Source organism: Paraburkholderia fungorum (genome assembly GCF_900099835.1).
GTDB lineage: Bacteria > Pseudomonadota > Gammaproteobacteria > Burkholderiales > Burkholderiaceae > Paraburkholderia > Paraburkholderia fungorum_A.
In genome coordinates, this window is the sequence record NZ_FNKP01000002.1 from 1,423,526 (window position 1) to 1,442,873 (window position 19,348).

Annotated in this window: 17 protein-coding genes and 1 riboswitch; of the genes, 6 read left to right on the plus strand and 11 right to left on the minus strand. The window is 64.5% G+C overall.

The window, feature by feature from the left end; all coding sequences use genetic code 11:
- The first annotated feature begins 278 nt into the window (after positions 1 to 278).
- The gene (gene surE, locus BLS41_RS22290) at positions 279 to 1,058 is read left to right on the plus strand and encodes a 5'/3'-nucleotidase SurE (protein ID WP_074768762.1); all 780 of its coding nucleotides are present in this window, start codon (positions 279 to 281) and stop codon (positions 1,056 to 1,058) included.
- Between the two features lie 63 nt (positions 1,059 to 1,121).
- Here surE and BLS41_RS22295 read toward each other — a convergent pair whose 3' ends face one another.
- Together BLS41_RS22295 and BLS41_RS22300 are read right to left on the minus strand one after the other, a co-directional pair.
- Positions 1,122 to 1,967, minus strand: a complete 846-nt coding sequence (locus tag BLS41_RS22295) for a DUF4148 domain-containing protein (RefSeq protein ID WP_074768764.1) — start codon at positions 1,965 to 1,967, stop codon at positions 1,122 to 1,124.
- 490 nt (positions 1,968 to 2,457) lie between these two features.
- Entirely contained in the window at positions 2,458 to 3,357 is a 900-nt protein-coding gene (locus BLS41_RS22300; protein ID WP_074768766.1) for a DMT family transporter, read from the minus strand.
- A 373-nt stretch (positions 3,358 to 3,730) separates the two neighbouring features.
- On the opposite strand from BLS41_RS22300, the gene BLS41_RS22305 reads away from it, so the two are divergent.
- From BLS41_RS22305 to BLS41_RS22315, 3 genes are all read left to right on the plus strand, one after another.
- Positions 3,731 to 6,046: a PA14 domain-containing protein gene (locus BLS41_RS22305; RefSeq protein ID WP_253189730.1), complete on the plus strand. Its 2,316-nt coding sequence runs from the start codon at positions 3,731 to 3,733 to the stop codon at positions 6,044 to 6,046.
- Between the two features lie 172 nt (positions 6,047 to 6,218).
- Positions 6,219 to 6,620 (plus strand): GFA family protein, encoded by a 402-nt coding sequence (locus BLS41_RS22310; protein ID WP_074768770.1) that lies wholly within the window; start codon positions 6,219 to 6,221, stop codon positions 6,618 to 6,620.
- 111 nt (positions 6,621 to 6,731) lie between these two features.
- A complete protein-coding gene (locus BLS41_RS22315) occupies positions 6,732 to 7,310 on the plus strand; it encodes an alpha-ketoglutarate-dependent dioxygenase AlkB (protein ID WP_074768772.1) in 579 nt (192 codons plus the stop codon).
- A 123-nt stretch (positions 7,311 to 7,433) separates the two neighbouring features.
- Here BLS41_RS22315 and BLS41_RS22320 read toward each other — a convergent pair whose 3' ends face one another.
- The 3 genes from BLS41_RS22320 to BLS41_RS22330 all read right to left on the minus strand — a co-directional run bounded on the left by BLS41_RS22320 (position 7,434) and on the right by BLS41_RS22330 (position 9,464).
- Positions 7,434 to 8,069 (minus strand): carbonic anhydrase, encoded by a 636-nt coding sequence (locus tag BLS41_RS22320; protein ID WP_074771112.1) that lies wholly within the window; start codon positions 8,067 to 8,069, stop codon positions 7,434 to 7,436.
- 526 nt (positions 8,070 to 8,595) lie between these two features.
- A complete protein-coding gene (locus BLS41_RS22325) occupies positions 8,596 to 8,919 on the minus strand; it encodes a DUF4148 domain-containing protein (RefSeq protein ID WP_074768774.1) in 324 nt (107 codons plus the stop codon).
- Between the two features lie 284 nt (positions 8,920 to 9,203).
- Positions 9,204 to 9,464, minus strand: a complete 261-nt coding sequence (locus BLS41_RS22330; RefSeq protein WP_074768776.1) for a DUF1488 family protein — start codon at positions 9,462 to 9,464, stop codon at positions 9,204 to 9,206.
- Positions 9,465 to 9,682: 218 nt separating this feature from the next.
- Between BLS41_RS22330 and BLS41_RS22335 the strand changes: the two genes are divergently transcribed.
- Positions 9,683 to 11,176, plus strand: a complete 1,494-nt coding sequence (locus tag BLS41_RS22335; RefSeq protein ID WP_074768778.1) for an MDR family MFS transporter — start codon at positions 9,683 to 9,685, stop codon at positions 11,174 to 11,176.
- Positions 11,177 to 11,206: 30 nt separating this feature from the next.
- On the opposite strand, the gene BLS41_RS22340 is transcribed toward BLS41_RS22335, so the two are convergent.
- On the minus strand, positions 11,207 to 12,328 hold the full coding sequence (locus tag BLS41_RS22340) for an alpha/beta hydrolase family protein (RefSeq protein ID WP_074768780.1): 1,122 nt from the start codon (positions 12,326 to 12,328) through the stop codon (positions 11,207 to 11,209).
- Positions 12,329 to 12,330: 2 nt separating this feature from the next.
- Complete coding sequence (locus BLS41_RS22345) at positions 12,331 to 13,257, minus strand: AraC family transcriptional regulator (RefSeq protein WP_366486612.1); 927 nt, start codon at positions 13,255 to 13,257, stop codon at positions 12,331 to 12,333.
- Between the two features lie 210 nt (positions 13,258 to 13,467).
- Between BLS41_RS22345 and BLS41_RS22350 the strand changes: the two genes are divergently transcribed.
- Positions 13,468 to 15,009 (plus strand): rhomboid family intramembrane serine protease, encoded by a 1,542-nt coding sequence (locus BLS41_RS22350; RefSeq protein WP_074768782.1) that lies wholly within the window; start codon positions 13,468 to 13,470, stop codon positions 15,007 to 15,009.
- Between the two features lie 137 nt (positions 15,010 to 15,146).
- On the opposite strand, the gene cobM is transcribed toward BLS41_RS22350, so the two are convergent.
- The 4 genes from cobM to BLS41_RS22370 are packed head-to-tail and all read right to left on the minus strand — an operon-like array spanning position 15,147 to position 19,071.
- Positions 15,147 to 15,875 (minus strand): precorrin-4 C(11)-methyltransferase, encoded by a 729-nt coding sequence (gene cobM, locus BLS41_RS22355; RefSeq protein WP_074768784.1) that lies wholly within the window; start codon positions 15,873 to 15,875, stop codon positions 15,147 to 15,149.
- 60 nt (positions 15,876 to 15,935) lie between these two features.
- Entirely contained in the window at positions 15,936 to 16,673 is a 738-nt protein-coding gene (locus tag BLS41_RS22360; RefSeq protein WP_074768786.1) for a cobalt-precorrin-6A reductase, read from the minus strand.
- Complete coding sequence (locus BLS41_RS22365; protein WP_074768788.1) at positions 16,670 to 17,821, minus strand: cobalt-precorrin-5B (C(1))-methyltransferase; 1,152 nt, start codon at positions 17,819 to 17,821, stop codon at positions 16,670 to 16,672. Before BLS41_RS22365 ends, BLS41_RS22360 begins: the two co-directional genes overlap by 4 nt.
- Positions 17,821 to 19,071: a bifunctional cobalt-precorrin-7 (C(5))-methyltransferase/cobalt-precorrin-6B (C(15))-methyltransferase gene (locus BLS41_RS22370; protein WP_074768790.1), complete on the minus strand. Its 1,251-nt coding sequence runs from the start codon at positions 19,069 to 19,071 to the stop codon at positions 17,821 to 17,823. Before BLS41_RS22370 ends, BLS41_RS22365 begins: the two co-directional genes overlap by 1 nt.
- A gap of 84 nt (positions 19,072 to 19,155) precedes the next feature.
- Positions 19,156 to 19,334, plus strand: a riboswitch (cobalamin riboswitch).
- Positions 19,335 to 19,348 lie beyond the last annotated feature (14 nt).

Below are 19,348 nucleotides of genomic sequence, written 5' to 3' on the forward strand. Positions count from 1 at the left end.
GACGGGTGACGCGTGCGGCGCTTGCGGCAGCGGATCACGACGGCATCCGGCCCGAGGCCACACACGCGGAAAACCGCATGGTACGCGCGTCGCACGCACTCTGCGTCGCGCGCTTGCGGACCAAACAGAAAAGCCCGCAAATTGCGGGCTTTTCTGCTGTATGGGTGGCTCGTGCCTTCTGCACCCGCCGCGCCGCATGTCCGTCTGCCGTCACAATCTCGCCATTCGCCGGATAATGCCCGTTCCATTCCGTTACCCACCGAGAGGAGATTGCTGCGATGTCCGCCTATGAATCCAGAGTGCCGCGCGTGCTGTTGACGAACGACGACGGTATCGACGCCCCCGGCCTCGCCGTGCTCGAAGCCGTCGCCGCCGAAATCGCCGACGAAGTCTGGGTCGTCGCGCCCGAACACGATCAGAGCGGCACGTCGCATTCCATCAGCCTGCATTCGCCGTTGCGCGTCAGCCGCCAGGGCGAACGCCGCTTTGGCGTGGCCGGCACGCCCGGCGATTGTGTCGTAATGGGCGTGCGTCATCTGATGCGCGACACGCCGCCCACGCTGATCCTTTCCGGCATCAACCGCGGCGGCAATCTCGGCGTCGAGACCATGTTTTCGGGCACTGTCGGCGCGGCGATGACCGGCTTGCTGCTCGGCCTGCCGTCGTTCGCGTTGAGTCAGACGTTCAGCGACCGCGACAACGTGCGCTGGGACACCGCACGCGCGCTCGCGCCGGGCGTGATCCGTCAGTTGCTGGCGGTCGAACACGCGGTGCCCACCTGCCTGAACATCAATTTCCCCGATGTCGATGCAGCGGCTGCCGGTCCGCTCACGCCGACCCGGCAAGGCGTCGGTCTGGTCGAAGATATCGACGTGCTGCCGCAGGTAGACCCGCGCGGCATCGCGTATCACTGGCTGCGTTTTCAGCGCGGCAAGCGCGCGAACGATCCCGATAGTGAAACGGCTGTGGTGGCGTCGGGCTGCGTGTCGGTGACGCCGCTCGCGTTCGATCGCACGGACGAACCGACCTTCGCGCGGCTCGCGGCGTCGTTGCGATAACGGGGCACGGCCGCCGTGATGCAACGGTCAGCGAACGTGGACTCGCTCGCCGTTGTCGTTGCGTCAGGGGCGCGGTGCGATCGTCAGGCTAGGCGCACCGCCCGGTCCCGCAGGGTCCGGATTTCCGAACGCTGGGAGGCTGCCGTTCTCACGCGCGCGAGCAATCTCCTCGCGAACCTGCGCACGGGTCTTCGGACCATCCGTCTTCAGTAATGGGGCGCTCGGCACAGTGGTTTGAACGACCGGCGGTAATACAGCTTGCGCGGTCATCTCTGGCTGGGGTGTCGATGGCACCGATTGAACGGACGCCGCCGCCGTTTGCGTCGACGGCGGCATGGACTGCGGTTCGGAACTGGACGCGGACTGCTGCAACAGCGGCAATGAATTGACCGCAGCAGGCGCGCCGGGCCCATGCACCACCCTCATGCCAGGCGACGCATACGCGGATTCACTCGCCACGGGCACCTCACCCGCAACGCCCGCAGCACCCGCACTGACACCACCCGACTTCGCCACCACAGCCCCCGCATTACGCCGACTCCTGGCATAACCCGCAGCGCGATTCGAATACTCGCGAGACGCTACTTGCGGGGCGCGCGAATGTTTGCCGTCCGGTGCCGAAGACGACGAGGTCAGCACCGGCTTTTGCGCCGACTCAGCGGGTGGCTTGTCCACCTGCGCCGGAGCAACCGCGCGCTGCTCCTGATCCGCGCGCTCCTGAATTTCTTTCTGCAACTCGACAACCTGCTGATCGTCCCGGTGCGCGGCGCTGATCGCGTTCAACTGCGCCCGCGCCGCCGCCACGTCGTCGCGTAGCAAACTATTGCGCGCCGCCTTCAGGCTGTTTGCCCGCGCCGCAGGCGAGTCGCTGCGACCGTCGACCGGCGCAGACCTGACCGTGCCGCTCATCGTATTGCCCTGCCCTGACGCCCGCGTGCCTCCGCCATGCGTGACACCGAGATCGTCCGAGGGCAGCCATTCTTCGTCGGAATGCGAGACGTAAGCTCCGACTCCAATGGCTACAGCACCGACGACAAGACCTGTGAAGACTATCTTTCTGGGTTCGCTATACAAAACGTGTCCCCCTTCCAGTAGTTGACGTGCACGTCTGACACGACGCAAACGCGCTCCGATTTCATCAGAGGGTTAGCAGGGATCGGTTGATGCCTCTGCACGGCCGCGCCAACAGGCCGGTAACTCACGTACGAAAGTGTGAGCGACCTGGATGCGTCCGAATCCGGATTGCGCGGCGTGAGGCTGTGAAACGTCGGATTACGCAGACCGCTTGTCCGAATCCGCCAGCTACGTTCGTACGAATGGAACGATGATTGGAACTGCCAATCAATCGTCGTACGTTCACGCGCATCGGCCCGTCCTGTTGAAACCGCAAAGCCTGTGCCTATACCAGCGGCCCTTCTTCCTGCTTGCGGCGCACCGCGACCGCGATCGAACTGCCGACGATCAGCGCGACACCCAGCAGCGACATCGCCCCGATCGTCTCGCCCCACACGACGTAGCCGAATAGCGCGGCCCATACGATGCTCGTGTAGTTGTACGGCGCGAGCGCGCCCGCGTCGGCCTGGCGGAATGCCATCGTCATCAGTAGCTGGCCGGCGGTGGCGAATGCGCCGAGCAGCGCCATGATCGCCAGCGCGTTGAACGACGGCGTGCGCCACGCAAACAGCAGCGACACGCCCATCACGAGCGTGCCGACCACGGTGAAATACAGCACCGTGGTGCCGGAATCGTCGGTGGCGCGAATCCGCTTGATCTGGATGATCGACAGCGCGCCGAAGAACGCGCTCGATATCAGCAGAACCGGGCCGAGCCAGCTCGAATGCGAGCCGTCCGGGCGCACCACGAAGAGCACGCCGATGAACCCGATCGCAGCCGCGAGCGCATCGCGCGGCTTGAGCGTTTCCTTCAGCAGCAGCGGCGCCAGCACGATCACGAGCAGCGTCTCCGAATAGACGATCGCCACGGCTTCGCTGAGCGGCATATACGGCAATCCGGCGAAGAACAGACCGGACGCGCCGAGCAGTGTCAGCGCGCGCAGGGTCTGCCCGCGCACGTCCATCTGTCTGAAACGTGTGGCGAGCGGTTTGCCGCGCAGGCATATCGCGACGGCGGGGATCAGGCCGAACAGCATGCGGAAGAACGTCACTTCGTTGGCGGGATAAGCGAGCGCGACGGATTTGGCGAGCGCGTCGACCAGCGCGAAGCAGAACATCGACAGAAGGATCAGCGCGATGCTGCGCAGCGGCACGGCGTTGTGACGGACGGCGGTAATGGGCGGCATGAGCTTTCCTGGAAGCGCGCAAAGCAGCGCCTTGCCCGGGTGCGTAAATGTCGCGTGGCTTCGCGTGAAGCTCACCAGGCAGGGGAGGCACGATCGACAGTCGGAAAGCGGATTATGCCCGCCATCGTCTGAAGATTCGCTTGTGCTCCGGCAATCTATTCATCGCGCATCCCGACTGCGCCCGCAACCTCTCGCGCGTAACGCGTCGCCGCCCTTCCCGCAATTGCGGGTATGTCCCGATACAGGTCCGCTGAACTAATAATATTATTCATATCGATTTCCGCATCCATACGTTAGAGGCTCATGTCTTCTAGCTGTATGTGAATCTAATAATAATTATGACCATCATAAGCGGGTACATCAGGAGATGAAGGTGCGCAATTACTTTGTGCTGGCCACGCTCGCCATGCTCAGTGCATGTGGCGGTAATGACGGTTCGTCCAACCCGTCCGCGTCTGCGGACAAGCAGGTCAACGCGGTCGACGCGTCGGCGGCGTCCACCGCGTCGGCAGCCGCTGCGGCTTCGGCGGCGGACGCGGCCAACGTCCAGAGCGAATTCAAGGCCGCGAAAACGGTCCCGCTGGGCATGAAAACCACGACCCCGCCGCTCGTGATCGCCGATCCCACGTTGAACCTCGCGGCCTACACGCCGCCCGCACCGCCCACGCCGGTATCGTCGACCACCCTCTCCTTCGGCGACTTCACCAACTTCCTCGCCCCCGGTTCGACCCAAGGCTGGGGGCCAGGCACCAGCAACGCCAGCATCACGATTCCCGCGCCGCCGACCAACGGCACCGGCGCGGGCGACAAAACCGTGGCGCTAGCCAGCACGTACGCCACCGCATCGTATGAAGCGGACGTGACGGTCAGCGCGCCGGTCGGCACGGGCGCGGCGAACGCGGGCTTTCTTGTCCGCACGACCAACCCGACGGCGGGCGGCCCTGACAGCCTGACCGGCTACTACATCGGCTTCGATACCGGCACGCATTCGGTCGTCGTGGGCCGTGAGAACAACAACTGGACGAATTTCATCGCGTATCCGCTGAGCACGGTGGTCGGCGGCAGCACGCACCATCTGAAAGTCACGACGAGCGGCAATGCGATTACCGTCGACGTCGACCAGCAGCGCGTGATCAGCGTGAACGATGCGACCAACGCGCTGCCCGCCGTGTTCCAGTCGGGCAGCTTCGGGCTGCGGCGCTTCGGTGTCGGCGCAACGTTCAGCAACATCAAGATCCAGACGTACCCGACCGTAACTTCGCCGAGCTTCGATTTCTCGAAGGTGGTCGGCGCGGTCTATACGCCGTCGAATGCGGTCAACGCAATCGATTTCTGGGAAAACTACGACCCCGAGATCGTCAATCGCGAGCTGTCTTACGCGCAGACGTACGGCATGAATACGATCGCCGTGTATCTGCATTACCTCGTGTGGGCCAACGATCGCGTGGCATTCCTGAGCAAGTTCGAGAACCTGCTGAAGATCGCCGCGCGTCACGGCATCAAGGTCTCGCCGATCTTCTACGACGACTGCTGGAACCCGACGCCGCAGTATGGCCCGCAACCCGCGCCGGTCTGGGGCGTGCATAACAGCCAGTGGGTGCAGTCGCCGGGCACGCCCGTCGAACAGGCTTATTTCCAGCCGAGCGCGTCGAATTCCGCGGTGACGTACAAGCAGAGTCTCGCCAGCTACATCACCGATTTCGTCGCGCCGCATCGCAACGATCCGCGCATCATTTTCTGGGAAACGATGAACGAGCCGGGTTGCAGCGGCAACGGCGCGCTGCAGGAAACCCGCGCCGTGCTGATGAACGACGCGCGCATCGCGATCCAGAATGCGGGTGCAACCCAGCCGATCAACGCGCCGCAAGTGCAGGAAGACGAAGGCACGTACTTCTCCGACTTCTACGCCTTCCATCCGTACGGCAATCCGTACACGGGACCGGTGAACGGCAACAGTGTCAGCGCGCTGAACTCCGAAACGCTGCAACGCGGCTTTACCGGCACGGCCGGGCAGACCATGCCTGGGATCGTCGCGAACTACGGCGGATCGACGGGCTTTATCGTGTGGGAGCTGATGATCGGACGCACCAATACGCGCTTCCACTGGGGCCAGGTGCCGAGCGCGCCCGCGACGGTGGAGCCGGCGGTTCCGTTCCAGGGCACCATCTACCCGGACGGCCATCCGTGGCAGACCTCGGAAACTCAGGCGCTCACGGGCGGCTTCAGCGTGAAACTGCCGGTGCTGCAAGTCGGCTACTACAACGATCCGACCTTCAACAGCGCGCCCGTCAAGACGTCGATTACGCCGATGATCGACTTCGATCTGAACACCGAGCGCGGCACCGATTCGCCTGATGCGTCTGCGGGCGTCAACGCGTCCAACTACGGCGTGCGCTGGACCGGCGCGATCAAGGCGACGCAGGACGGCACGTACACGTTCACGATCAACAGCGACAACGTTGCGCGTCTGTGGATCAATGGCGTGAAGGTCATCGACAAGAAGAGCGGGTCGCAAGGCACGGTGAGCGGCAAAACGTGGCTGGCGGCGAAGCAGCGCGCGTCGATCAAGGTCGAGTACGTGCACGGAACCGGCGCGGCGAGCATGCATCTGCTGTGGTCGAACCCGGCTGCGGATAATCCGGGCGTGCTGAAGATCGTGCCGTCGGATTCGCTGGTGGCGTCGGACTGATCGAACTGATCGACGCGACGAAGTAGCTATCTGGCGAAATGAGCCGGCCGGTGGTCCTCAGGGGCTGCCGGCCGGCTTTTGCGATTGATGCCCGGGTTGTCGCGTTCGTCGATAATTAGATTTGCTATTGCCCCGACAATGCGCGAACGCGCCCTCTTCTTACGACTCAGCCATGAAACCCGAGCTTGCCGGCAGATGCCTTTGCGGCGCGGTGCACTACGCCGTGAAAGACGAATTTGTCTATGCAAAGAACTGCCATTGTTCGAGATGCCGGCGTGCGACCGGCTCGGCGTTCAAGCCGTTCGCGGGCATTGAGCGCGACAAGCTGCGCGTGACGCAGGGAGACGACAATCTGCTGATTTTCGGCGGCGAACAGGCGTCGCATAACGTGCATTGCAAGACTTGCGGCAGCCTGCTGTTTTCAGTAGTTCGCGATGGGCAGTTTGTGCACGTCACGTTGGGCACGCTCGACGACACGCCCACGCTTCAGCCCACCGCGCATATCTTTGCCGGTTCGAAGGCGCCTTGGTATTCGATAAACGACTCATTGCCGCAGTTCGACGAATTCGATTGACCGCCGGGCAGCCCGAAACACTGTATAAAAACACAGTATAATGAGCGGACGCAGCCGCCCTGCTTTCGTGGTCTTGTCGGGCGCGCAACTTTCCGCTCACCGGACCAGACCATGTCGTCGCAGCAAGCCCTTTTCGCCCCTGAGCCGGTGTCGCTCGTCCACGACGTGGAAGGCGGCATCCGCTACCTGCCTGAACTGATTCCCGCCGATGTCGCGCAGCGGTGGTTCGATCAAACGCACCGGAACATCGGCTGGCTTGCGCAGCAACGCATGATGTACGACCGCGAGGTGGCTGTGCCGCGTCTGCTCGCCACGTTCGCGCTGGAATCCGCCGATCTTCCCTCCGATTTGCAGCAGGCATTCGAATCGGTTCGCGCGCTGGTCGGCGCACCGTTCAATCGGGTTGGACTGAATCTGTATCGTGACGGCAGCGACAGCGTCGCCCCGCACAGCGACAAGACCGACAAGCTGGTGCCGGGTCAGCCCATCGCCATCGTCTCGCTAGGCGCGAGCCGGCGCATGTCGATCCGGCCCAAGGGTGGTGGCCGGTCCGTGCATATCGAACTGGAAGCGGGAAGCTGCCTCGTGATGAGCTATGCGTCGCAATTCACGCACGAGCATGGAATTCCGAAGGTGGCGGGCGTCACGGAGCCGCGTATCAGTCTCGCGTTCCGGTGTTTTCAGAGCTGAGCCTGCGTGCAAGCGCTAAGCAGCGAAGGTCGCCGCTTACGGCGTACGGGCAACGTGCGGCTCTCGCCGCACACACGTCACCCAGATCATTACCGCGTAACCACGCCCCATCCGCCCAGCGGCTTACCCCGCAAAAATTTCCGGATTGTCCACCAGCGGCAAGAACTTGCCGGTGCGGCCATCAAGCGCGAGCATCACGCCGCTTTCGATATCGAAGATCCAGCCATGCAGTTGCAGCTTCTTGTTCGCCAGCCCGACCGCCACCGACGGATGCGTGCGGATATTGCCCAACTGCGCGATCACGTTGTCCTTCACCAGAGCGTCGAGGCGCTCGGCATCCGAATCGTAAGTACGTGCCGCGTTGATGGCTTTGGCGGCATCCGCGTGACGCAGCCAGCCTGCCACCGCCGGCAGATGATCGAGGTTCATGCAGGTCGAGATCGCCGTCATCGCGCCGCAATTCGAGTGGCCGCAGATCACGATATCGTGCACGCCCAGCACCGACACCGCGTACTCGACGGTCGCCGACACGCCGCCCGGTTCCGGCCCATACGACGGCACGATGTTGCCCGCATTGCGGATCACGAACAGCGCGCCCGGCTCGACCTGCGTCAGCAGTTCAGGCACGACGCGGCTGTCCGAGCACGTGACGAACAGCGTGCTCGGACTTTGCGCGGTCGACAGACGTTTGAATAACGCGATCTGCTGCGGAAACACTTCGCGTTGGAAGCGGATAAAACCTTCGATGATTTCCTGCACGATGTTCTCCAGACATTCGATGACCGGGCTCACAACGCATGCAGATGGCAACTGCACGGCATGCCTGCTCCCGTTTTGGAGGGACTATACCGTAAGCCGCGAGCCAATTGGCATCGCCTGGATGTTCGGCGTAAGCGTCGGCGTGCCGCTATTTTCATCGAGTGCGGGTGTCGAAAGAAAAAAACCCCGGCTGTTTCCAGCCGGGGCCAACTCTCTCGCTCGCACACCGGAAGCCGTGCGTGCGGTGCTACTTTAACCACGTCGATGAAGCGGATACAGACGCCGCTGTGGAAGAGTCCTTTGCAACCCGGCTCGAATCCCGATGCAGAGCCGCTAGCGTTGCGCTAATGCGCGTGAAATCAATAAACGGCTGGCGATCCCGCCGCTAAATCAGCCAGATCCCGCCACCGCACACACGCATAAGCGCAACACAACGACGGGCATCGAAACTCGTCACCGTGCATCCGCTTCCAACATTTCCGTGCTTGAAACCTCGCGGATGAAACCCGTGCGTAAAACCGTTTTATCAACGGCTGTACATCGCATTCCAGTCGGCTTTGGAAACGGCCGGATGGCCGCTGCCGCTTTCCGACGAACCCGCGACGCTGCCGCCATAAGCGCTCGTGCCGACGTTGTTTTGCGCGGCCACACGCGCTTCTGCCGCCTGGATCGCTGCGGGATAGTGAGCCTGGTCGCCGTCACCGACGCGATAGCCGGCCTGTTCGAGCTGAACCAGTTCCGCGCGCACCTGCTCGCGGGTAATACGGGTATTCGATTGCGATTGAGCGAAAACCGTGGCCGAAGCGGCCAGCGTAGCGACAACGACAACACCCTTGATCAACGACTTCATGATGAAAACAAGCTCCAGTTATTGATGGTTCGCGGCGCTTCGAAGCTTTCCTTCGAATGACTTTCAACGCGACCGCTGAACGCAATATAGGCGTCTGCCCGTCATAAAATAACGGCTGCTGGTCGAAGGGATTGTTGCTGGATCTGGAGAAATCGCTGTAAAGCGCGGCCCAGTGGAAGTGAGCCTTGAGATCCGGTCCGGCGCGAAACGCACCGGCCCCCGCTCAGATGAACGCCTGAAGCGAGGCGCGGTCCGGCGGCCTCAGGCGAAATTGAAATCCTGCGTCAGTTGAAATCGCCGGTTTCGAGTTCCACCGATTTCCCCCCGTTTCTTTCGAGCACCCGCCGCGTAGCATTTTCAATCCGCGTACGGTTTGCCTCGAAGGTCCCCACCAGATTGTGCGCCGATGGGCCTTCGTTGCCGAAATGGTTATTCAGCGCATCGAGCGACACGCTGCACCAGACATCGGCTCCATCAACATTGGCCTCGAAGGCGACGCGCGCCGCTGCCACTACTTCGCGGCGTCCGGTGAATTCGATCCTCATAATGATCCTCCATGTGTCGAAAGGAAGCCTCGAACGCGCAAGCACTGTGCCACGCAAGCCGCGCTCCGCCTGTGAAGCCGGAGCGGACGGTGCCAGGCGCGCATTCTCCGCAAGGTGCATACTCCATTCCGGCCGCCTCGTGCGGCCGCGCTGATGCGTCCGGGCTCCTCCTTTCGAGCCGTCCAACGCACCCAACATACCGATACTAACCCCACCCCATGTCCCGCAGCCCTCAATCGTCGCGCGCTCCCGTGATTGCCGCCGTCATGGCTTCGATGGCGATGGTCGCCATCGAAGCCACCATCGTTTCCACCGCCATGCCGCAGATCGTCGCCCAACTCGGGGATCTGCATCTCTACAGCTGGGTGTTCTCGTCGTTCCTGCTCACGCAGACCGCGATGACGGTGGTGTTCGGCAAGCTCGCCGATCTGTACGGGCGCAAGCCGGTCGTACTGGCGGGCATCGCGATCTTTCTGATCGGCTCGGTGCTCGCCGGCTTTGCGTGGTCGATGCCCGCGATGATCGTGTTCCGCCTGATCCAGGGCGTCGGCGCGGGCGCAATCCAGCCGGTCACGCTGACCATCGTCGCCGATCTCTACCCGGCTCACGAACGCGGCAAGGTGCAGGGCTATCTCGCGAGCGTGTGGGCGATTTCGGCGGTCGTCGGGCCGATGGTCGGCGGCTTCATCATTCACAACATGTCGTGGGCGTGGATCTTCTGGATGAACGTGCCGATCGGCCTCGCGTCGGCGGCGGGCTTCATCGTGTTCCTGCGCGAGTCGGAGCGGCACGCGCGTCCGTCGATCGATTTCGGCGGCGCTGCGCTTTTCATGGCGGCGATCGCCGCGTTGATGATGGCCCTCACCTACGCGGGCGACGACGACCTCGCGAAAGCCTCGCTCGCGGGCGCCGCGTTCGCGCTGTGCGTCGTGTTCTTCGTGATGCAGGAGCGCCGTGCGGCCGAGCCGATGATCTCGTTCGCGCTCTGGAGCCGCCGCCCGATTGCCGCGTGCAACGGCTCGACGGTGCTGTCCGGCATGATCCTGATGGGCGCCACCACCTTCCTGCCGATGTACGTGCAAGGCGTGTTGCACCGCTCGCCGGTGATCGCCGGTCTCGCGCTGACGATGATGACGGTCGGCTGGCCCGCCGGCGCGACGCTCGCGGCGAAGTCGTTCCCGCGGCTCGGCTTGCGGCGCATCCTGATCGGCGGCAGCGCGTTCGTGCCGCTCGGCGCGCTGTTGCTGCTGTTCCTCGCGCCGGGCGGCTCGCCGCTGATCGCCGCGTTCGGCTCGCTGATCATGGGCTTCGGGATGGGCACGTCGAGCGTCAGTTCGCTGGTGCTGATCCAGGAGATCGTCCGGGTGGACGAACGCGGCAGCGCGACCGCATCGAATCTGTTTTCGCGCAATCTTGGCAGCACGTTGGGGGCGACGCTGTTCGGCGCGGTGCTGAACTTCGGGCTGAGTCATTCGCGCGGCGCGGCGGTGGTCACGTCGGATCAGTTGAAGGCGCTGCTGCAAAACCAGGTGACGGATCTCGGCGACAGCGATCTGATCCGGCTCGTGCTGCATCAATCGCTGCATCTGACGTTCGTGTCGATCTTCGTGATCGCGCTGTTCGTGGTCGCGTTGCTGACGTTCGTCCCGGCGATCAGCATCGGGCCGGGCAAGAAAATGCCGATCGAGGCGCTGTCGCCGCTGGAGGATTGAGCGCGGCGGCTATCGGCTCGACGCTTCAAGCTACGGCGAGGTCGCGGGCAGCGTACCCGCGAAAAACTCCACCGCCTGCGCGGCCGTGCGTGCATGAATCGCATCGCGGTCGACACCCGGGCCGTCCTTGCAGATCATCGCGAGACGCTCGGCGGCATCCGGCAGACAGGTGTCGAGAAACGTGTTGTGCGATGCGCCCGGCAGCATCGTGACGACGGCCTGCGGCAGCAAACCGGCTATGCGGTGAATGTTGGTGTCGACCGGCGCGATCCGGTCGTTTTCTCCCGCCACCAGCGATACGGGAATCGTCACGCTGTCGAACGAATGCTGGTCAAACGCTTCTCCCAGCGCGGGCGCAATCGCAAACACCGCCTTGATACGCGGATCGCGGTACGACTCGCCGGAGCGCGCGCGGGATGCCCTCGTCGCGGGCGACAAAGTGTCGTGCGTCACGGCCTTGTCGGCGGCGTCGGCGCCGATCTGCGCCATTTCCGGCGGATGGCAGATCGCATCGGCTTCCGGCGACGTACAGAAGCGCTCGAATGCCGCCAGATTCGTGCGTGCGCCCGCCAGTTCGAGCACCGTGTATCCGCCGAGCGAAAATCCCACCGCGCCGATTCGCGCGCGGTCGATATGCGGGCCCAACTGCGGGTCGGCGAGTACGCCATCGAGCACTTCGCTCGCGTCGGTCGCGCGCTCCCACCAGAGCATGAAACCGTCGAGCGTCAGCGGCTCCAGCGCGCTATTGCCCGGATGATTGACGCCCGCGACGATAAATCCCTGCGCGGCGAGCGCCGCGCCCAGCCAGTCGAGGCTGTCCGCGCTGCCGCCGGTGCCGTGCGACAGCACCAGCAGCGGATAACTCTGGCGCGCGTGCGCAAGCGGCGCGTTGTCCGCCACCGGATGCCCTTTGAAAATCGGCTGACCGGGTGCGCCGATATCGTGGGCCGTCTCCGGCACGGCGGGATCGACCGGATACCAGATGCGGGTCACCAGCGCCTGGGTCTGAGCGCCGCGCCAGTGACGCGCCACTGCCGGATGAAACACCCGCACCGTCTCGCCCACATGCAGGGCAACCGGATCGGCGACGCCTGCCGCCGGCAACGCGATTCCTATCCCGAGCGCCAGCAACGCGCAGCATCGACGCAACATGATCAGTCCTTGCACAGAGGGATCATCAGATCGGTGACGCACGTGTGCTGCGCGCCGTCGATCAGCGGATTGCGATACCACTCGAGCGCCGGCCGCCGGTCGCGCGTATAGCCGCTGTGCGGGAGCCAGCCGCCATAGAGCGCCCTGAAGGTCGGCGCGATCAGCGCGTACGGGCCGACCAGCCGATGCACCGCATACAGTCCGCCGTCGAGCCGCATCGACGTGACACCGTCGACGGAAACCGCAGCGGGACTGGCGACCACGCCCGCGTGATACTCAAAGCCGCCGTTCACGCCAGCCGCGCGCGTGCAGATGCCGATGCGCTGGTCCGTGGACGCGCTCTGCTCGCTACACACCAGATGAATCAGGCGGCGAAAGGTCTGGCCGATTGTCCCGACCGGCCCGTCGTGCCGCACGCAGAGCACATCGACCGGTGCGATCTCGGCGAGTTCGATCGAAGGCGATTCGTCTGCCGACGTTCCACTTTCATTCGCGCTCGCTTCTGAAGCAGCGTTGGCATGGCTGGCATCGTGACCGGCGCCGCCGCTGCGAGTGCGCCGGTCTGCAACACCGCCCGCCAGATGCCGCTGCCGCGCCCTGAATTCGCTCGGACTGACACCCGTGAAGCCGCGAAACGCGCGCGCGAATGCCTGCGGACTGTTGTAACCCGCGTCGTGCGCGACGGCGGTCACCTGAGCGGACGCATCGGTGAGCCGCTGCGCAGCCTGAGCGAGCCGCAGGCGCTGCACCGTTTCGACCACGCTCTCACCGGTCAACGCCCGATAGATTCGATGAAAGTGATAAGGCGAGAGATGCGCGAGCGCCGCCAGGCTTTCGAGCGTGTGCGGCGCACCCGGCTCGAGCAGAATCGCCTCGACCACGCGAGCGATACGTCGACGGTAATCGTGTTCGGTGCTGGGCTTCATCATGCCGATAGGATAACGGCCTGGCCCCTGCCGCACGTTGCAGAGCTTGCGACATTTTTGCCGCCTGTTCTGCTTTGCGCATTGCGTCCTGCATAGATTGCGGAGTTGCTTGCTGTTAGCCTGCGCAAGCAACTTGAAATCGCCACCGACTCGAATCAGAATGACGCGGCGCCCCACACGCGCATTCCAAAAAAATAGAGAGAAGGCGATCACATGGATCGTATCGACACCGCCCCGGGTGAGACAGGCCACACGTTGGGCGCATCGGCTTATGCGGACCGGCACGACATGCAGAGTTTCAGCGTGCGCTTGTCGATCAAGCCGCGGGACGCGGGCATTTTCTCGGCAAACCGCTATGCACTTCGAATAAAAAGCGAGCTGACATTCTCGGACGACGAGATCCTGCTGCGCCGGGCGAACGCGTCCGAAACGCGTAGCGTGCATCGCGACGAGGTGTTCGATATCGATTTCAACGAAGGCGTGCTGCTGTTCGATCTTCACTCGCCGCAACGCGCGATCGAACGGGTCGAACTGATACCGCGCAGTGCTGAAGATTTACAGCGCATCGTCGACTTGCTGCCGGTACGGATGACGCCCGAATTTGCCGCCCAGCGCATCGCACACAAAACCTATCGCCAGAGACTGCTCGCGTTGACGCCGGTGCCGCGAGCCACGTATGCGCTGGTCGTGCTGAACGTGCTCGTCCTGATCGCGATGGGGGTCTCCGGCATCAACGTGCTCATGCCGGACGCCGCCGAGGTGGCCAGATGGGGAACCAACCTCGGCGCCTATACGCTAAACGGCGAACCGTGGCGTCTGTTCACCGCGATCTTCGTTCACTTCGGCCTGCAGCATCTGGTGGGCAACATGATCGTGCTGTTCATGCTCGGACGCACGACCGAGCGCCTGTACGGCAGCCTGCGCTTTCTCGCGCTCTACGTGTTCGCAGGGCTGATCGGCAGCATTGCCAGCGTGCTGACGCATCCCGGTCTCAACAGCGCGGGCGCGTCGGGCGCGATCTTCGGCGTGGCGGGCGCACTGCTGATTTTCGTGCTGGTCTACCGCAGGCAATTGCCGCCGTCGGAAGCCGCGCGTTTGCGCACGTCGATGTGGATTTTCATTCTCTACACGTTGTACAACGGCTTCAGGCACAGCCAGGTCGACAACGCGGCGCACCTTGGCGGGCTGATCGGCGGACTGGTGATTGGCGCGCTGCTGGCGAGGCCGCTCGAACTCGACGCGCGTCAGCGAAACTCGTTCAGAACGGCCGTCGCGTCATGGACGGTCGCGCTGCTCTCGCTCGCAGCGTTGTCATATCCGCTGACGCATATGAGCGCATCGCGTCTCGCCGATGCGCAGTTTTCCAGGCTGATGGTCGAAGCGCGGCAAACCCAGAACAGGATGCGCGCGGACCTTATCGCGTGGCGTCATTTGCGGCTCGCGTCGCAGGTCGACCGGGATGTGGCGTCGAACCGGATCATGCGGGAAATCCTGCCGGGCTGGAACAGCATGTACGAGTCCATCAGTAGCGCGCAGATGCCGGAGGGCTCGCCGCGCGCGCCGTTGCGGCAAGCCATGCTGCGCTATATCGACGATAACCGGGAGATCTACCGCAGCCTCGCGATCATGCTGTCGCATCCGCAGGACATGGATGCTGCGGCGATGGCGCCGGTTCTCGCGCGCGCCAAGGACGCGAAGGAGCAGGCCGTGCTGATGAAGAAGCTCGAGCAGCAAGCCAGTTCGCAACCGCGATAGCGGCGTGTGTAAGCGGCCAACTTCAAATGTGCCGAACGGCGTGAAATCCGCTGACAACGCATGCTAGCCGTGACGGGCAACCGGTTGACGTCGAACGGCGGTTGCGTCAGTGCGGAAATGGCGGCTCTGCGGAGCGTTCACCCGCCCTTTGCATACAACGTCGATTCCGCGAAGCCTTCCGCAGCCAGCACGTCGCCGACCAGAATCAACGCGGTCCGCTCGATCGAAGTCGACTGCACCTTGCCGACGATATCGTCCAGCGTGCCGGTGATCTTCTCCTCATCCGGCCAGCTCGCGCGATAGATCACCGCAATCGGGCACGCGCCGCCGTAATGCGGGCGAAGCTCATCGACGATACGCGCAAGGTGCCTCACGCCCAGGTGAATCGCCATCGTCGCGCGATGCGCGGCGAGATCGCCGAGTTGCTCGCCTGCGGGCATCGAGGTCTTGCTCGCGTAGCGCGTGAGAATCAGCGTCTGCGACACATCAGGCAGTGTCAGTTCGCAGCCAAGCGCCGCCGCGCATGCGGCCGTGGCGGTCACGCCCGGCACGATCTCGTAGGGAATGTCCAACTCGCGCAGACGCCGAATCTGCTCGCCGATCGCGCCGTACAGCGACGGGTCGCCGGAATGGACGCGCGCCACGTGCTGCCCCTTGTCATGCGCGGCCTTGAGTAGCGCGACGATCTGATCGAGGTCGAGTTCGGCGGTATTGACGACCTGTTCCGCGGTGTGTCCATCGAGCACCGCAGCCGGCACCAGCGAACCCGCGTACAGGATCACCGGGCAACTGCGCACGAGGCGCTGCCCTTTCACCGTGATCAGTTCCGGGTCGCCAGGACCCGCGCCGATAAAAAACACCGTCATTCGATACTCCAGCCATTCGTTGTTCCACGCGTTCGTGTCGCCGTGGATTGTGTGTGTGTTTCACGCGCGCAATGCGTGCAGCAGATCCGCGACGTCGTCGAATTCGCGATCGGTCGCGGGCAACGCCGGACGTCGCAGCATGATCACCGGCAAGCGACGCTCTCGCGCGACCTCGAGCTTCGCTTCGGTCGCGCTGCCGCCGCTATTCTTGCTGACTACGACGTCGAACGCCTGCAACGCGAACAGCGCGCGCTCGCCCTCGAGCGTGAACGGGCCGCGCGCCGCGAGGATTCGCGCGCGCGGACTGTCCTTGTGCGACTCCAGACAGCGCACGGTCCAGAACTGATGCGGCGGAATCTCGTCGAGATGCGCGAGCGGTTCGCGTCCTAACGTGAACAGCGGCCGGCGAAACGGCGCGAGCGCGGCGACGAGTTCGTGCCAGTCGCCGACCATCCGCCAGTCGTCGCCGCTTTGCGCCTGCCAGCCAGGGCGGCGCAGCGCCCAGCATGGCACGCGGGCTGCGGCGCAGGCGCGCACCGCGTTCGCGCTGATCTGTGCGGCGTAGGGATGCGTTGCGTCGATCACGAGCGTGATCTTTTCGCTTTCGATGTAACGCGCGAGGCCCTCGCTGCCGCCGAATCCGCCGACGCGCACTTCGCACGACAAGTCCTCGGGCACCTTGCCGAGGCCCGCGAGACTGTACACGTCGGCCGGGCCGAGTTGCCGCGCGATTTTCAACGCGTCGCCGGTGCCGCCCAGCAGCAGAACCCTGACGGGTTGTGTCGTGGCAGGCGTCATCGTGCGGCTCCGATCAGATTGCCCTGGCGGTCGATCGCGAACATTTCCACGCTGACCTGCGGCGGAACGATATCGCGCGCGACGGCCAGCGCATGCCGGCAGACGATATCGCCGAGCGGCACCTGCTGCGCGTGCGCGAGCGCCACTGCCTGCTGACTCGTATTGGCCGCGCGAATCGCGGTTTGCAGAGCGTCGTCGGCACCGTATCCGGCGGCCCAGGTCGCCAGCCGTTCGAGATCGATGCTCGAATTCCGGCTATGCAGATCGAGATGCCCGGCCGCCAGCTTGCTGAGCTTGCCGAAGCCGCCGCACACGCTGAGTCGCTCGACCGGCGCGCGCTTCATATGCTTGAGCACCGCGCCGACGAAGTCGCCCATTTCGATCAGCGCGATATCGGGCAGCGCATAGTGCGCGCGCATCGCGTCCTCGCTGGCGTTGCCGGTGCAGGCCGCGAGATGCGTGTAGCCGTTCGCGCGCGCCACGTCGATGCCCTGATGAATCGACGCGATATAAGCCGAGCACGAGAACGGCCGCACGATCCCGGAGGTGCCGAGAATCGACAATCCGCCGATGATGCCGAGGCGCGGGTTCATCGTTTTCAGCGCGAGTTCCGCGCCGCCTTCGACGCCGATCGTCACTTCGAAGCCGCCGCTGTACGCATGCTCGGCGGCGAGTTCGGTCAGATGCTGCGTCATCATGCTGCGCGGCACGGGATTGATCGCCGGTTCGCCGACCGGCAGTGTCAGACCGGCTCGCGTCACGGTGCCGACGCCAGGCCCCGCGCGAAAAATCACGCCGGGTTCGGCGATCAGGCGCACGCGCGCGAAGACGATCGCGCCGTGGGTGACGTCGGGGTCGTCGCCGGCGTCCTTGACGGTGCCGGCTTCTGCAACGTCAGCGCTGCTGGCGTTGCCGGCATCTCCGGCGACATGGACGTCATCGGCGACATCGGTGTCATTGACGACGCGGCGGCAGTAGACCAGCGGCATCGGCACATGCTGGCCCTTGGGCAGCGTAATTTCCGCGACCTCGCTGACGACGCCCGCGAGCAGCAGACGCGCCGCCGCCAGCGACGTCGCGGTGGCGCAACTGCCGGTCGTGTAGCCGCTACGAAGCGGCGCGGGTTGTTCGGGTGTTTCGTCGCGCATTACGGATGATCGGTGGAAGCCGCGGGCATGTTGCCCGGGATACCCGCAGCGTGCTTCGTCACGTCGAGCATCGTGATCGGCAACGCCTGACGCCACGTATCGAAACCGCCGAGCGGCCGCGCGTCGGCCAGCGCGACGCGGGTCAGCGTGCCGCCGTGCCGGTCGCGCCACGCGATCAGCGCCGCTTCGCCTTGCAGCGTGACCGCGTTCGCCACCAGACGGCCCCCGTCACGCAGACTCTCCCAGCAGGTTTCCAGCACGCCCGGCACCGTCACGCCACCGCCGATAAACACCGCATCCGGCGCGGGCAGTCCGTGCAGCGCCTCGGGCGCGCGGCCCGCGACGAGTTGCAGACCCGGCACGCCCAATGTGTCGCGGTTATGTTCGATAAAAGCCTGCCGCTCCGGATGCCCTTCGACGGCAATCGCGCGGCAGGCGGGATGCGCGCGCATCCATTCGATCCCGATCGAGCCGCTGCCCGCGCCCACGTCCCACAGCAATTCGCCGGGCGTCGGCGCGAGGCGCGCGAGCGTGATCGCGCGCACATCGCGTTTGGTCAACTGGCCGTCGTGGCGAAACGCGTCGTCAGGCAGGCCGCAGGTCAGCGGCAGACGCGGCGCGGCTTCGTCCGCGCGGCATTCGAGCGCGATCAGATTCAGCGCGGCGACTTCGCCCGCGGGCCATTGATCGGCCCGGCCGTCGATCCGCCGCTCCAGATCGCCGCCCAGATGTTCGAGCACGACCATCCGGGTCGCGCCGAAGCCGCGCGTCGCCAGCAATGCGGCAAGCGCGGCGGGTGTGCTGCCGTCCGCGCTCAGCACGAAAATGCGCGCGCCGTCATGCAGATGCGCATTCAACGCCGCCAGCGGACGACCCACCACCGACACCGTCGCCACGTCCTGCAACGGCCAGCCCAAACGCGCTGCCGCCAGCGACAACGACGACGGCGCGGGCAGCACCCGCAGTTCGCCCTCGGGCAACTGCCGCGCCAGCGTCGCGCCGACGCCGAACAGCATCGGGTCGCCGCTCGCCAACACACACACGCTCTGATTGCGCTCGGCCAGCAACGGCGCAAGATCGAACGGACGCGGCCACTGGGTGCGGCGCGCGGCGAGTCGCGCGGGCAGCATCGCCAGATGACGTTCGCCGCCATAAATCACCGACGCCGTCAGCAAAGCACGCCGCGCGGGCCGTCCCAAACCGGCGAAGCCGTCGTCGCCAATGCCCACTACGGTCAGCCATGCCGGCATGCATCCATCCTCATTCTGAATCTTCAAATAATGCGCTGTGCCACGCCTGTCAAAGCGTCCAGCCTCGTTGCGCTGTCCGAAAAAAGGCATAATACAGCCGCCGGTGCCCTTCGGGGCCGAAGAGGGAACACAGTGCCACTGTGGCTGCCCCCGCAACTGTATGCAGCGAGTCCGCCTGCGCTGCGCGCCACTGGTTTGACCGGGAAGGCCGCGGCGGATCATGACCTGCCAGCCAGGAGACCTGCCGGCAACACTGTTCGTGCCAGCCAACATCGGG

Coding starts and splice junctions, on each gene's coding strand:
- BLS41_RS22315 (WP_074768772.1), top strand. CDS start 6,732: ATGTCGTCGCAGCAAGCCCTTTTCGCCCCTGAGCCGGTGTCGCTCGTC.
- BLS41_RS22340 (WP_074768780.1), bottom strand. CDS start 12,328: ATGTTGCGTCGATGCTGCGCGTTGCTGGCGCTCGGGATAGGAATCGCG.
- BLS41_RS22345 (WP_366486612.1), bottom strand. CDS start 13,257: ATGATGAAGCCCAGCACCGAACACGATTACCGTCGACGTATCGCTCGC.
- BLS41_RS22325 (WP_074768774.1), bottom strand. CDS start 8,919: ATGAAGTCGTTGATCAAGGGTGTTGTCGTTGTCGCTACGCTGGCCGCT.
- BLS41_RS22360 (WP_074768786.1), bottom strand. CDS start 16,673: ATGACGCCTGCCACGACACAACCCGTCAGGGTTCTGCTGCTGGGCGGC.
- BLS41_RS22330 (WP_074768776.1), bottom strand. CDS start 9,464: ATGAGGATCGAATTCACCGGACGCCGCGAAGTAGTGGCAGCGGCGCGC.
- BLS41_RS22335 (WP_074768778.1), top strand. CDS start 9,683: ATGTCCCGCAGCCCTCAATCGTCGCGCGCTCCCGTGATTGCCGCCGTC.
- BLS41_RS22350 (WP_074768782.1), top strand. CDS start 13,468: ATGGATCGTATCGACACCGCCCCGGGTGAGACAGGCCACACGTTGGGC.
- BLS41_RS22370 (WP_074768790.1), bottom strand. CDS start 19,071: ATGCCGGCATGGCTGACCGTAGTGGGCATTGGCGACGACGGCTTCGCC.
- BLS41_RS22310 (WP_074768770.1), top strand. CDS start 6,219: ATGAAACCCGAGCTTGCCGGCAGATGCCTTTGCGGCGCGGTGCACTAC.
- BLS41_RS22300 (WP_074768766.1), bottom strand. CDS start 3,357: ATGCCGCCCATTACCGCCGTCCGTCACAACGCCGTGCCGCTGCGCAGC.
- BLS41_RS22295 (WP_074768764.1), bottom strand. CDS start 1,967: ATGAGCGGCACGGTCAGGTCTGCGCCGGTCGACGGTCGCAGCGACTCG.
- surE (WP_074768762.1), top strand. CDS start 279: ATGTCCGCCTATGAATCCAGAGTGCCGCGCGTGCTGTTGACGAACGAC.
- BLS41_RS22365 (WP_074768788.1), bottom strand. CDS start 17,821: ATGCGCGACGAAACACCCGAACAACCCGCGCCGCTTCGTAGCGGCTAC.
- cobM (WP_074768784.1), bottom strand. CDS start 15,875: ATGACGGTGTTTTTTATCGGCGCGGGTCCTGGCGACCCGGAACTGATC.